Genomic DNA, 12,725 nt, shown 5'->3' with positions numbered 1-12,725 from the left:
TTTTTTTTATAGAGATATAAGTTTCATATTGGGAATATTTATCATTGCTTTTTATTGCGATTTTGTAAATAATAAGCTATAAAATTCTAAAAATCTATATATAAAGGAATAAAGGTGAAAAAATGTATTTTTTACAAAATTTAAAAGTGAAATATAAATTATTAGCGCTTATTTCATTAGCAGTTTTAGGTATGGTAATTATAAGCAGTGTAGCAATTAGTTCTATTAATAAGATTAAGCATGATACAGAGGTTGTAGTAGATGATTATCAATATTCTGCAATTTTATTAGAAGGAATGCTTCGCACACAAAATTCACTAGAATATAATTTATTAGAATTAATTACGGTATCACAAAATGAAGTGGCAAATAAAGAGGGAATAATTGATAATATTGAAAAGGATCTTAAAAAATATGATTCTTTATTAAAAGAATATGATGATGGTTTTAATTTAAGTAAGCAAGAGGATGAACTGTTTCAGAAGATGAAGAAATCTTTGCCAAGTTATAAAGATACATATAAAAAATTATTTGAAAAGGCAAAGGCAACAAACGAGCCACAAATGGTAAATGAATTTCAGAAGGAATTAAAACCGAAGGGAATAGAGTTAGCTGGTTATGCAGTGGATCTAGAATCGTATGTTTCAAATTTAGCTGACCAAGTATTTAAAGATTCTCAAAAAATGATTGATCGTTCCGTTATTACCTTTATCATTCTTGTAGTAGTTACTACAATCGTTATATGTATAGTAAGTTATATTATTAGCAAGCTCATAGTTGCTCCTTTACAAACGGTTAGTCGTATGATGGAAAGAGCGAAAGAAGGAGATTTAACCGTACATGGTGATTATACTGCTAAGGATGAATTAGGTGTATTAGTAAGTAATTTTAACGAGATGATTGCAGGGCTAAGAACAAATATGGAAGAAGTAGAGAATAATATTCAGCTTTTATTCCAACATGCAGACGGAGTAGTATCTGCATCAGAAGTATCTAGTAGTGCAGCGAAGAAAATCACTATGGATATTGAAGAAGTTGCAAATGGTGCAGAGAGTCAAATGCAAGCAATGGAACAAACTGCGGGTGCGATGGAAGAGTTGACGCAAGGAATGCAGAGTATAGTCAATACATCATCCTCTGTAAATGAATTATCTGCTCAATCAGCATTAGATGCAGAGAGTGGTAACAAATTAATGAAACAAATGATTCAACAGATGGATACAATCCAAAATTCGGTACATAGCGGTGTGAAACAAGTAGAGACTATGAAAGAACAATCAGAAGAAATTGTTAAAATCATTGATGTTATGCAAGGTATTACCTCTCAGATTAACTTATTAGCATTAAACGCCGCAATTGAGGCTGCACGTGCTGGTGAAAGTGGTAGAGGATTTGCAATTGTGGCAGATGAAGTGCGGAAATTAGCAGAACAATCTAGTGATTCTGCAAAACAAATTGAGAATCTTATTACTCAAGTTATGGGAACAACGAACCATACGGTACATATGATGGGGAAAGTAGATAATGAGGTACAGGCAGGTACACAAGTAGTAATGCATACAGAAAAAGTATTTGGAACAATTACAGAAAAAGTACAGCAGGTATCTGAGCAAATTCAAACGGTATCTATGTCTACAGATGAAATTGCAGCGAGTAGTGAGGAAATCTCGGCTTCTGCAGAAGACATGGCTCAAATTTCCCAAAGATCATCTGACCGAACTGATAGGGTAAAAGAGTCTATTCAACAGCAAGAAAAATCTGTTCAAGAGATTTCGGTTTCAATTGAACATATGCATAACGCGGCAGGAAAATTAAAACAAATAGTTGCCCAATTTACTCTTCAAAAGTAGTAGCATATTTGAGTGTTAATAAATATAAAAAAAAGCATCCTCTTTTAATAAAAAAGGATGCTTTTTTATTATTACTATTCGTAGATTTCGGGCATTTTCAAGGCGATGATCACAGCTACAGGACTTATACATACTAGATTTATATATTACTTGTTTTTTGACAGTTTAAGAGATTTATCGACGAGAATTATTTCTGTATTAGTGTCTGCTGTTGTCAAACTATTAGACCGGATTTAGATGCAAGTAATAGGGATTGTCCTTATATTTGTAGGGATGGCACTAACTTTTCGCAAGGGAAGAGAAGGCGAGTTATCATTGAAGGGGAATGCTACCTCTGAAATATAAATCATGAATATAGTAATCGCCATTAGGTATCTCCTTTTCGCGCCAATAAAGGGAAGTTGTAAAGTGAAAAGGAGTTTATAAAGAGATTGTAGAATGTTTTAGTACATAACACCTTAGAGGTGACAACTTCCTTTTTGAAAAAGAAAGAAGGAGGCATAAAGCAGAAAGGTAGTGGAAATATTTCTTCTAGAAGATTTGCATTTTATCTTACATTCACCAAAAAGAGTACTCCTGAAACAATGAAATTCATTTTATTTGAATGAAATAGGGAGAGAGGATAATGAAGAAAAAAATATTGGGTGTAATGATGATTGCGACAATGGCAGGAGGTATATTTGCAGGGACGAATGTGACGCCTGTAAAAGCGGAAGAGTATCCACAAATGATTGTGTTTGAAGATGTTCCATACGGATTTTGGGCATATGATGCTATTATGGATTTAGCATATCATAAAATTATATTAGGGTATGGAAACGGGAAGTATGGTGTTGGTGATCTTATAACACGTGAACAAGTAGCTGGGACTATTTACAGAACACTTGAGATAAAAGAAGAAGGGCCAGTAGCGAATCCGTATAAAGATGTTTCTGATAGTACAACAACTTTTAAAAAGGAAATTTTGGCGTTAACAAAACGTGGTGTTTTTACAGGGGATGGGCAAGGGAGCTTTAGACCAAAAGCACCAGTATCTAGAGCGGAAATGGCTGTCATTTTAAAACGAGCATTTACTTTTGAAACGAAACAAAAACATACATTTAAAGATATTCCAAAAGGCCACTGGGCAGAAGATGCAATTAGTGCGCTACAATCTAATAATGTTGTAAGAGGAACTGGGAATGGCATGTATGAATTAAATCGCCCTGTACCTAGAGAACAATATGCTCAGTTTATTAATAATGCGATTATTAATTATCATTTGAAAGAGGATTGGAGATAGAGTGAAATATGAAAGCACAAATAGAAATATTTGTGCTTTTTTGTTTGTTTAAAAAAGAATTATTATTCGTTTTTTTGTATTTTTAATGTTATACATAAGCTTTATAATCAACCCCATAAAAAAGACATGATGTGTAATATGATTCACAAAAACGTCACGAAATGTGTCGGAAAAAATATATACATATTGGGGAGGAAATGCAATGAGCAAAAAAATATTAAAAACAGCTACAGCATTAACAATTATGGGTGGGGTGTTATTCTCAGCAGAGAGTAACAATGTAAAAGCGGAAAGTGCACCGTTGCAAAAAACAAATACAATTGTATTTAAAGATGTACCAAAAGGACATTGGGCATATGAGGCGATTCATAATTTAGCGGAACAAGAAATTATTTTGGGATATGGCGATGGGATATTCGGTTTTGGGGATAATGTAACACGTAAGCAAGTTGCAGCTTTAGTTTACCGTGTGTTTGATATGGAAGAACAATATGAAAATTCAACAAGCTTTATCGAGGATATATTGGATTTAACGGAAATGGGAATTTTCCAGGGAGACGAGAATGGAAACTTTATGCCGAAGGCGACGTTAACGCGTGCGGAAATGGCACAAGTTCTTACGAATGCTTTTGACTTACAGGCAAAGGGATCTCATAACTTTAATGATGTTTCAGCAAATTCATGGGCAACGAATGCAATTAGTGCAGTACAAACAAATGGTATTACAATGGGAATCGGAGAAGGTAAATTCGGTCCGTCTATGAAGGTAACGAGAGAACAATACGCACAGTTTTTACATAGAGCAATATTGCATGATATGGAACAAGGGCAGTAATAAAGTTTAACTAGTCAAAGTGAAATTTAAAAATAATACAAAAAGGTCGTTGTTGTATAACAGCGGCCTTTTTTTGTATGAAATAAAGCGCGAAAGAATGACGTTTTGAAAAAAAAATGAAGTGAATTTTCAAAAAAAACTTCCTTTTCTGAAGATTTGTTATATAATATAAAACATAAAATCAAATCTGTTATAAAACAGTTTAAGAAGGGGATGCTAATATGTCGACGCAAACTTCACGGGTTACACTCGTTGGAGAAATGTTACCAGCGTACAACGAAATATTGACACCTGAGGTGCTTAGTTTTTTGAAGGAACTACATGAGAATTTTAATGAGCGCCGAATAGAACTTTTACAAAAACGTGTAGAAAAACAAAAGAGAATTGATGCAGGGGAGTTTCCGAAGTTTCTAGAAGAAACAAAACACATACGTGAAGCAGATTGGACAATTGCCAAGCTGCCAAAAGACTTAGAGGATCGCCGCGTAGAGATTACTGGACCGGTAGATAGAAAGATGGTCATTAACGCTTTAAATTCAGGAGCGCATCTTTTTATGGCGGATTTTGAAGATTCGAATTCACCAACTTGGGAAAATGCAGTTGAAGGTCAAATCAACTTACGAGATGCAGTAAAGGGAACGATTTCACATGAAAATGATAAAGGGAAAGAATATAGATTAAATGAGAAAACAGCTGTACTGATTGTACGTCCAAGAGGATGGCATTTAGAGGAAAAGCATATGCAAGTTGATGGGAAAAATATGTCGGGTAGCTTAGTAGATTTCGGCTTGTACTTTTTCCATAATGCGAAAGCTCTTTTAGCAAAAGGGAGCGGTCCATACTTTTACTTACCGAAAATGGAAAGTTATTTAGAAGCGAGATTATGGAATGATGTATTCGTATTTGCTCAAAAATATATCGGCATTCCAAATGGAACGATTAAAGCAACTGTGTTACTGGAAACGATTCACGCTTCGTTTGAAATGGATGAAATTTTGTATGAGCTAAAAGATCATTCTGCTGGCTTAAACTGCGGAAGATGGGATTATATTTTTAGCTTTTTAAAGAGTTTCCGTAATCATAATAAATTCTTACTACCAGATAGAGCACAAGTCACGATGACGGCACCATTTATGCGTTCCTATTCTTTGAAAGTAATTCAAACATGTCACCGCCGTAATGCACCAGCAATTGGAGGAATGGCGGCACAAATTCCGATTAAAAATAATCCAGAAGCAAATGAAGCAGCTTTTGAAAAAGTGCGTGCTGATAAGGAGCGCGAAGCTTTAGACGGTCATGACGGGACCTGGGTTGCCCACCCTGGACTTGTACCGGTTGCAATGGAAGTATTTAATCACATTATGAAAACACCGAATCAAATTTTTAGAAAACGTGAAGAAATATGTGTAACAGAAAACGATTTACTAGAGGTACCGGTGGGAACGATTACAGAAGAGGGCCTTCGCATGAATATTAGTGTAGGTATTCAATATATTGCATCTTGGTTAAGCGGACGGGGAGCAGCACCCATTTATAACTTAATGGAAGATGCGGCAACTGCTGAAATTTCAAGAGCACAAGTATGGCAATGGATTCGTCATGAAGGTGGAAAACTAAATGATGGTCGTAATATTACGCTTGAATTAATGGAAGAGCTAAAAGAAGAAGAATTAGCAAAAATAGAAAGAGAGATTGGTAAGGAAGCCTTTAAGAAAGGGAGATTCCAAGAGGCGACAACTTTGTTTACAAATCTCGTTCGAAATGATGAATTCGTACCATTTTTAACATTACCGGGTTATGAAATTTTATAAAAAATGAAAAGGGGATGGAACAAATGAAAAACGAAAGAATCGAGAAGTTACAAGAAAGCTGGGAATTAGATGAGCGTTGGAAAGGGATCACACGTCCATATTCGGCAGAAGATGTAATTCGCCTGCGCGGGTCAATTGATATTGAACATACGTTAGCGCGTCGCGGTGCTGAGAAGCTTTGGACATCGCTTCATACAGAAGACTATATTAACGCACTTGGCGCATTAACAGGAAACCAAGCGATGCAACAAGTAAAAGCTGGGTTAAAAGCGATTTACTTAAGTGGTTGGCAAGTAGCAGCTGATGCAAACCTTTCTGGACATATGTATCCAGATCAAAGTTTATATCCAGCGAACAGCGTACCTGCTGTAGTGAAACGAATTAATCAAACGCTTCAACGTGCGGATCAAATTCAGCATATGGAAGGAAGCGATGATACAGACTATTTCGTACCGATTGTAGCAGATGCAGAAGCTGGATTTGGCGGACAATTAAACGTATTTGAACTGATGAAAGGTATGATTGAAGCAGGTGCATCAGGTGTGCATTTTGAAGATCAATTATCTTCAGAGAAAAAATGTGGCCATTTAGGCGGAAAAGTACTACTACCAACGCAAACAGCAGTACGCAATTTAATTTCTGCACGTCTTGCAGCAGATGTAATGGGAGTGCCGACAATTATCGTTGCAAGAACAGATGCGGATGCAGCTGATTTAATTACGAGCGATATCGATCCTGTTGATAAAGCATTTATTACAGGAGAAAGAACACCAGAAGGATTTTACCGTACAAATGCAGGTCTTGATCAAGCAATTGCGCGCGGTTTAGCGTATGCACCGTATGCAGACCTCGTTTGGTGTGAAACGTCGGAACCAAATTTAGAAGATGCAAAACGATTTGCGGACGCAATTCATAAGGAGCATCCAGGAAAGCTACTTGCATATAACTGTTCACCTTCATTCAACTGGAAACAAAAACTAGATGAAAAAACAATTGCAAGCTTCCAAAAGGAAATCGCATCTTACGGTTACAAGTTCCAATTTGTAACACTTGCTGGATTCCATTCATTAAATTACGGTATGTTTGAACTAGCACGTGGCTATAAAGAGCGCGGCATGGCAGCATACTCTGAACTACAACAAGCAGAATTCGCAGCTGAAAAACATGGCTACTCTGCAACACGTCATCAACGCGAAGTAGGAACAGGTTACTTTGATGAAGTTGCACAAGTGATTACAGGCGGAACTTCATCAACGACAGCGTTAAAAGGATCTACGGAAGAAGCACAGTTTACGAAATAAAAGGAAGGGGCACCTTTTTGAAGGGTGCCCCTTGTTATTTTCTAAACGATTCGAAAAGAGAGATTGAGTTGTCGGAAAAAAACGATACTTCCTTTTCTTTATTACTAAATCAACTCCACTCAGCCCTATGATCACGAATAAACTTCATATCTTTCTCATAATGCTCTAGATGTCCTTCATCAATCATTCTTTGGAAATTCAAGTCGCCTTCTTGCGCTTTTCGTTTCATATATGTACATAACCCTTCTAATCGAAGCAACACCATTCCTAAGTAATCTTCATCCATATTTTTATCATAGGACTGAACGAACAAATTCATTCTCTCTTTAATGCGATCTGCATGTTGCGATGAGTCATAATGAACGGCTTCACCGGATTCTGTATAATACACTCTACTTAAAGGCACACAAGTATAGAGTGTATAAGCGATATCCCATAGTCTTGGACCAGGAGCAGCAACATCGAAATCAATAATCCCTACTGGCTTCTCATTATTAAAAATAATGTTATATATGGCAAAATCATTGTGACATAAAACCTCAATGTTATTTGGAGTGTGATCCATCGGTTTCCAATCATTTAATAATGGAAAATCACTTACAGCATCATGGTAAAGGCGAAGCATCTTTGCGATTTCTTTTAATACATCATTAGATCGCATATATTCTTTTAAAGGATAATTGCCAGCTTCTCCTTCAATAAAGGATAAAATCTCTCTATCTTTTTCATCTACACCTAAAAACTTTGGAGCATAATGAAATCCTTTGTTTTCTAAATGTTGCAATAGCTTATGAATCTTTTCACTGCCCGGCTTTAACTCTCGCCGAACAGTATTTTCAGAACGATATACGTTTGAGACGTTTCCCCCTGTTAGCCTTTCTTCTTTAGCGTAGTTTGACATGTGAAAATTCCCCCTGTGATTAAAAAATCCAATTCCAAATAGTAAATAGACCAATAATGGCAGAAAAGAGAAGGCAAGCAAGGAATGCTAGACAGCCAAAAGGAACTAGCTTATCTTGCCATGTTTCTTTATACTCATAAATTAACTCCTCTGCTACTTTCTTCTGCACTGAAGATAAAGGTTGATCTTTATACAAACCTTTTATATGGTTAGAATCGCCTTTAAACTTTAAAGCACGTGCAATATGATGAGGATTATTTCCCATTGATTTTTCAAATAATAAACATGATTCATGCATAATATCTGTTTTATGCTCCTCTAGATACCAGTAACGTCCAGCCATTTCTGGATATTGTAATGTATAATAAATATCTCCGAGTTTTTTTCGAAGATGTAATTCATTTGGGTATGTAAAGATGAGGCCATGCAATCTATCTCTTGCTTTTCCAAGATTATTATTTTCAATATCCTCTTCAATTCTTTTTAATGTTTTTCTAGGAATTTTATTGGTCATAAACTCCTCCTTATTTGGAATAGAGATAATTATATTTTATAAGAAATACTAAAAATTAGAAATTCTATTTTCGAAAAAGATTGTACATTTTATTTTAATGTGCTATGATGATGTCAGTTGAATAGTTAAATTAAGCAATCCATATGTTATCAAGTGCTGAAAACGAACGAGAAAAAGTATGTGAGAACTAGTTTATGTTTCGTATTTGATAATGTGTGGATTCTTTTTTTAGACAGGAAGACTAAAAAAATTAAATTTGTATTTTCTTAGGAGGAAATAATCATGGCAGTAACAGGACAAGTAAAATGGTTTAACAACGAAAAAGGCTTCGGTTTCATCGAAGTTCCAGGCGAAAACGACGTATTCGTACATTTCTCTGCAATCGAAACTGAAGGTTTCAAATCTCTAGAAGAAGGCCAAAAAGTTAGCTTCGAAATCGAAGAAGGTAACCGTGGACCTCAAGCTAAAAACGTAATCAAACTATAATTTTATAGTTGATGATGGAAAAAAGGATGGCTAATGCCATCCTTTTTTTGTTGTGGGGAAAGTTTTTTCAGAGCCTGTTTTTATATCTAAATCTCTTTTTCTATGTTACAACGGGTGAAAAATTATCTGGAATGCGTATTAGTTTCTGTAGAAGAATTAGTTCAGCAAGAGCATTTACTGCGTATGATAGTAAATAACTATAAATTTGTATTCTCTGTTGAAATGGGGAAATCTTTTCCAGATGGACCTTAAGTAACATCTTTTTTGTTAGTGTTGTTGTTGGAATTTTGTACGTTTTGAGATGATGTTTCTAACAGTTGTTCTTGTTCCTTACTAGGGGTATTCAGAGCATCTGAGGGGATGCTATTAACCTGCTGGCTTAATAGATTTTTTTTATCCATAGTATACAGCTCCTTTTTGGAATTCGATAAAAAGCAATGTAATTATAAATAGCCACTTATATATATTGTGTTTTTGAATGACATTATATACAAAACTTATATTATAAAGTTAACTAATTAACGAATTGTTAGTGATGGATAAAGGTGTACAAATTTGAAGTGTTTAATAAAAATTAAAAGCGAGTAACAAGTACAAATACTATTTCTCATGTTTTAGATAAGGATCATATACAAATCAAAAAAGATGTAGAGAACCTTGGAAGAAAATATAGTTGTTTTTTAGGGTGAAGAAGAATAAATAAAATGATACTACAAATGTAAAAAGGCATTCCATAAAGGAAGGCCTTTTTATTGTTCTTGCCCTGATTTTTTCTTCTCACGTTTTTTACATTCTGGACATTTTGATTTACGAAACGGTTTAGCAAAGAATAGCAGAATGAAAAATAAACCGAATATAATGCTAGCTGAGTTTTTCACGATAATGACGCTGCTATTTTTCATTTGAATCGATGGTTGGATTTCTTTTTCTTCCATAGTGGCCCTCCATATATTGGATTTATATTTTAATTATAGCAAAGTTAGTTGTTGTAATGATGTGAAATGAGGAAGTGATTTCAAATATTTATAGTAGTATAAATGTTTTTTGTGTACATTATTATCTTTTTATTATTATATAGTTAATTTTAAATTTAAAGAATGGTTGATAAATAATAAATCTATGTAAAATAGTGGAATATGCAATCCGTTTTCTTTTCATAGGTGCTAAAATTATATATGCAGCTGCTAATATAAATGGAAAAAAGGAGATAATAGAGCATGGAAAGTAAAGTGGAACGCTATGTCGAAAATTATGTTGTAACGAAAAATACGATGGCCTTACTTCCTGTTATTCTAAGTGAAAAGAAAATTGTTACTCGAGTCGTTGAAATGAATGATTCTTTTTTCGTATTTCAAAAACCTCTAGATATTATAGAAAGAAGTTGCCGCAAGCATGGCTCGAGTTTCTTAGGCAGAAAAGAAGGAACGAAAGAGTTAACTCATATTACACATAAAGCACCAATTGCGATTAGTCCTACAGATCAACTTTATTTTTTCCCTACCTATTCTTACTCTAGAAAAGAGTGCGCTTGGTTGTCTCATTTTTATATTGAAAGTAATAAAGAATTAAAAGATGGAAATCTTATTATTAGATTTATAAATGGCTTTGCTGTGAAATTAGAAATATCAAAAACTAGTTTTGAAAATCAACAAAATCGTACAGCGAAATTACGTACTGAATATGAAGATCGTAGGAAAAAACAAGGGAATCCGTGTTTTAAAGAAATTGATAAAAGTGAAGAATCAACATTAAGACCAGCTTATGAGAAAGTGTATGTTGTTAGAGAAGAAGAAGTGTAATATAGAAAAAGCTGCCTCTAGAATGTTGCCTTAAGTGGCATTCTAGGACAGCTTTTTTTGCTATTTAAATATTAATAAGTTTCTTCCTTACGGGCAGCATCCATCATAATGAAGATAGCTGATAAAATATGCAAAATCATTCCTACAAACGGAATCCATGCAAGGCAAGAAGTTACAATTCCTAGCACATTACCGTTAGCACTCATATTAACTTTTTTAGCCAATACTAAAGTAACGATATGTAATACTAGCATGAAAAGAAGTGGTAACCAAAGTAAAGAAACAACAATAGTTCCTCCGAGTACAGGTATTCCCAGTAAAGCCTCTAAGGCACCAGTAACCCATTTTAATAATTTTACTGTGTCTTTCAAAGTATTTCCTCCTAAAAACATAAAATAAATATATTGCGATATTTAGTATAACGGATTTACGTTGTTATTTTAATAAAAAATGTAAAAAATACTATTTTTTTATATTTAAATAAATTATTTGTAATATACTATTTTTGAAGAGATATAAGGATATTGTTGGATAGGGTGTTATTAATATGTAATATATTGTCAAATATTGATAGATTATCATAGCTAAATAATGAAGGAATTCTTATGAAAGATATGGAAACTTTAATAAATACATCTCCATATGTCGTATCTACCATTTCCTCTTTCATATAAGCAATGATACAGTAGGGATAGTATTTAGAGTAAAGGGGTAAAGTGTAGAATGGATTTTCAGACAATCAAAGAGTATTTTTCACCAGAAAATATGGATCATATTGTTGAGAGTTATAAAGCGTTCGGACCACTTCTTGGTATTGGTTTACCGATGATAGAGGCGTTGATTCCAGCATTACCGCTTATTGTATTTGTACTGGCGAATGCTGTTGCATTTGGCTTTTGGCTCGGTTTTCTTTATTCATGGATTGGATCAGTAATGGGTGCATTACTTGTCTTTTTCATCATCCGCCATTTTGGCCGCAGCCGTTTCTTTTCGTTTGTAAATAAGCATGAGAGAGTACGAAAAGCAATGGGGTGGATTGAAAGGAAAGGATTCGCACCGATTTTTGTTATATTTTGTTTTCCGTTTACACCGTCAGCGCTAATAAATGTTGTCGCTGGTTTATCCCGAATTAGTGTAAAACAGTTTGGACTAGCGTTAGCATTCGGAAAACTTGTGATGATTTTTATTTTAACGTATATCGGTCATGATTTAATGTCATTTATTCATAATCCGGTGAAATCAGTCATTGTAGCGATTGGTATTTTTATTCTATGGTATGTCGGTAAGAAAATTGAAGTAAAATTAGAACTACATTAAGAATAGTCTTCTTTGTAAAGGAAAGCTTCAGTATTAAAGGATAAGGGGAGAAGCAGATGAAGAAAACTTTGAAAAAAGAAGGCATAGAGTGGATACGAACAATTTTAATTGGTGTATTATTAGCTGTATTTTTTCGAACGTTTTTCTTTTCAACGTATGTTGTAGAGGGGAAGTCAATGATGCCGACATTGCAAGATGGCAATATGCTCGTTGTAAATAAGGTGAGTTATCAAGTTGGGGACTTGAACAGATTTGACGTTGTGGTGTTTCATGCGAATAAAAAAGAGGACTATGTAAAGCGAATTATCGGTTTACCTGGAGATCATATTGAATATAAGCATGATAAGTTATATATAAATGGACAATTTATTGATGAGCCGTATCTAGAGAAGTATAAGAAAGAGATAAATGGAAGGCAACTAACAGGCGACTTTACATTAGAAGAGTTAACGAAAGAAAAGCTGGTGCCACCCGGGTTTATTTTTGTAGTAGGTGATAACCGGCTCGGGAGCTGGGATAGTAGACACTTTGGCTTTGTAAAAGCTGATACAGTCGTCGGTAAAGTTGATTTGCGATATTGGCCAATTCAAGAGGTGCAAACGAATTTTTCAAAAGGTTGATATAATGAA

The 12,725-nt window shown here is 34.5% G+C and carries 14 protein-coding genes and 2 pseudogenes; 11 read left to right on the top strand and 5 right to left on the bottom strand.

All coding sequences use genetic code 11. The annotated features are described in order from the left end of the window. Positions 1–122: 122 nt before the first annotated feature. The 7 genes and pseudogenes from AC1Q51_RS13315 to aceA all read left to right on the top strand — a co-directional run. Positions 123–902: pseudogene (locus AC1Q51_RS13315) on the top strand (MCP four helix bundle domain-containing protein); the annotation flags it as partial. Beyond that, positions 897–1,850: a methyl-accepting chemotaxis protein gene (locus AC1Q51_RS13310; protein WP_411326792.1), complete on the top strand. Its 954-nt coding sequence runs from the start codon at positions 897–899 to the stop codon at positions 1,848–1,850. The pseudogene AC1Q51_RS13315 and the gene AC1Q51_RS13310, both read left to right, overlap by 6 nt. Before the next feature lie 62 nt (positions 1,851–1,912). After that, positions 1,913–2,195 (top strand): annotated as a pseudogene (locus AC1Q51_RS13305) (EamA family transporter); the annotation flags it as partial. Between the two features lie 280 nt (positions 2,196–2,475). Further along, positions 2,476–3,132, top strand: coding sequence for an S-layer homology domain-containing protein (locus tag AC1Q51_RS13300; RefSeq protein WP_141544084.1), 657 nt, complete (start codon positions 2,476–2,478; stop codon positions 3,130–3,132). A gap of 202 nt (positions 3,133–3,334) precedes the next feature. Next, complete coding sequence (locus AC1Q51_RS13295) at positions 3,335–3,967, top strand: S-layer homology domain-containing protein (RefSeq protein ID WP_098842153.1); 633 nt, start codon at positions 3,335–3,337, stop codon at positions 3,965–3,967. Between the two features lie 221 nt (positions 3,968–4,188). Beyond that, positions 4,189–5,778 carry a malate synthase A gene (gene aceB / locus AC1Q51_RS13290; RefSeq protein ID WP_000107345.1) on the top strand — a complete coding sequence of 530 codons (1,590 nt, stop codon included), beginning with the start codon at positions 4,189–4,191 and terminating at the stop codon, positions 5,776–5,778. A gap of 23 nt (positions 5,779–5,801) precedes the next feature. Next, entirely contained in the window at positions 5,802–7,079 is a 1,278-nt protein-coding gene (gene aceA / locus AC1Q51_RS13285) for an isocitrate lyase (RefSeq protein ID WP_000787346.1), read from the top strand. A gap of 109 nt (positions 7,080–7,188) precedes the next feature. On the opposite strand, the gene AC1Q51_RS13280 is transcribed toward aceA, so the two are convergent. Together AC1Q51_RS13280 and AC1Q51_RS13275 are read right to left on the bottom strand one after the other, a co-directional pair. Further along, positions 7,189–7,980: a phosphotransferase gene (locus AC1Q51_RS13280; RefSeq protein WP_000073785.1), complete on the bottom strand. Its 792-nt coding sequence runs from the start codon at positions 7,978–7,980 to the stop codon at positions 7,189–7,191. 19 nt (positions 7,981–7,999) lie between these two features. Continuing rightward, on the bottom strand, positions 8,000–8,494 hold the full coding sequence (locus AC1Q51_RS13275; protein ID WP_000182389.1) for a DUF6584 family protein: 495 nt from the start codon (positions 8,492–8,494) through the stop codon (positions 8,000–8,002). Between the two features lie 282 nt (positions 8,495–8,776). On the opposite strand from AC1Q51_RS13275, the gene cspA reads away from it, so the two are divergent. Continuing rightward, positions 8,777–8,980 carry an RNA chaperone/antiterminator CspA gene (cspA, locus tag AC1Q51_RS13270; RefSeq protein ID WP_000301522.1) on the top strand — a complete coding sequence of 68 codons (204 nt, stop codon included), beginning with the start codon at positions 8,777–8,779 and terminating at the stop codon, positions 8,978–8,980. A gap of 248 nt (positions 8,981–9,228) precedes the next feature. Here cspA and AC1Q51_RS13265 read toward each other — a convergent pair whose 3' ends face one another. Together AC1Q51_RS13265 and AC1Q51_RS13260 are read right to left on the bottom strand one after the other, a co-directional pair. Further along, the gene (locus tag AC1Q51_RS13265; protein ID WP_050427353.1) at positions 9,229–9,381 is read right to left on the bottom strand and encodes a hypothetical protein; all 153 of its coding nucleotides are present in this window, start codon (positions 9,379–9,381) and stop codon (positions 9,229–9,231) included. Between the two features lie 348 nt (positions 9,382–9,729). Beyond that, positions 9,730–9,915, bottom strand: coding sequence for a hypothetical protein (locus AC1Q51_RS13260; RefSeq protein ID WP_000391373.1), 186 nt, complete (start codon positions 9,913–9,915; stop codon positions 9,730–9,732). 282 nt (positions 9,916–10,197) lie between these two features. On the opposite strand from AC1Q51_RS13260, the gene AC1Q51_RS13255 reads away from it, so the two are divergent. Beyond that, positions 10,198–10,779: a competence protein ComK gene (locus AC1Q51_RS13255; RefSeq protein WP_071714131.1), complete on the top strand. Its 582-nt coding sequence runs from the start codon at positions 10,198–10,200 to the stop codon at positions 10,777–10,779. 71 nt (positions 10,780–10,850) lie between these two features. Here the strand turns inward: AC1Q51_RS13255 and AC1Q51_RS13250 are convergent, their stop codons facing one another. After that, positions 10,851–11,150 (bottom strand): hypothetical protein, encoded by a 300-nt coding sequence (locus tag AC1Q51_RS13250; protein WP_080476084.1) that lies wholly within the window; start codon positions 11,148–11,150, stop codon positions 10,851–10,853. A 352-nt stretch (positions 11,151–11,502) separates the two neighbouring features. Here AC1Q51_RS13250 and AC1Q51_RS13245 point away from each other — a divergent pair, with 352 nt between their 5' ends. Beyond that, a complete protein-coding gene (locus tag AC1Q51_RS13245; protein WP_071714132.1) occupies positions 11,503–12,096 on the top strand; it encodes a TVP38/TMEM64 family protein in 594 nt (197 codons plus the stop codon). A gap of 56 nt (positions 12,097–12,152) precedes the next feature. Then, entirely contained in the window at positions 12,153–12,716 is a 564-nt protein-coding gene (gene lepB, locus AC1Q51_RS13240; RefSeq protein ID WP_000751897.1) for a signal peptidase I, read from the top strand. The last annotated feature ends 9 nt before the right edge of the window (positions 12,717–12,725 follow it).

This window comes from Bacillus sp. MT94, from assembly GCF_058792475.1.
This window is presented reverse-complemented; position numbering and strand designations above follow the sequence as displayed.

What these genes read in the sequence shown, in the direction of transcription:
- AC1Q51_RS13310 (WP_411326792.1), top strand. Translation starts at nt 897, where the DNA reads ATGATTGCAGGGCTAAGAACAAATATGGAAGAAGTAGAGAATAATATT.
- AC1Q51_RS13300 (WP_141544084.1), top strand. Translation starts at nt 2,476, where the DNA reads ATGAAGAAAAAAATATTGGGTGTAATGATGATTGCGACAATGGCAGGA.
- AC1Q51_RS13295 (WP_098842153.1), top strand. Translation starts at nt 3,335, where the DNA reads ATGAGCAAAAAAATATTAAAAACAGCTACAGCATTAACAATTATGGGT.
- aceB (WP_000107345.1), top strand. Translation starts at nt 4,189, where the DNA reads ATGTCGACGCAAACTTCACGGGTTACACTCGTTGGAGAAATGTTACCA.
- aceA (WP_000787346.1), top strand. Translation starts at nt 5,802, where the DNA reads ATGAAAAACGAAAGAATCGAGAAGTTACAAGAAAGCTGGGAATTAGAT.
- AC1Q51_RS13280 (WP_000073785.1), bottom strand. Translation starts at nt 7,980, where the DNA reads ATGTCAAACTACGCTAAAGAAGAAAGGCTAACAGGGGGAAACGTCTCA.
- AC1Q51_RS13275 (WP_000182389.1), bottom strand. Translation starts at nt 8,494, where the DNA reads ATGACCAATAAAATTCCTAGAAAAACATTAAAAAGAATTGAAGAGGAT.
- cspA (WP_000301522.1), top strand. Translation starts at nt 8,777, where the DNA reads ATGGCAGTAACAGGACAAGTAAAATGGTTTAACAACGAAAAAGGCTTC.
- AC1Q51_RS13265 (WP_050427353.1), bottom strand. Translation starts at nt 9,381, where the DNA reads ATGGATAAAAAAAATCTATTAAGCCAGCAGGTTAATAGCATCCCCTCA.
- AC1Q51_RS13260 (WP_000391373.1), bottom strand. Translation starts at nt 9,915, where the DNA reads ATGGAAGAAAAAGAAATCCAACCATCGATTCAAATGAAAAATAGCAGC.
- AC1Q51_RS13255 (WP_071714131.1), top strand. Translation starts at nt 10,198, where the DNA reads ATGGAAAGTAAAGTGGAACGCTATGTCGAAAATTATGTTGTAACGAAA.
- AC1Q51_RS13245 (WP_071714132.1), top strand. Translation starts at nt 11,503, where the DNA reads ATGGATTTTCAGACAATCAAAGAGTATTTTTCACCAGAAAATATGGAT.
- lepB (WP_000751897.1), top strand. Translation starts at nt 12,153, where the DNA reads ATGAAGAAAACTTTGAAAAAAGAAGGCATAGAGTGGATACGAACAATT.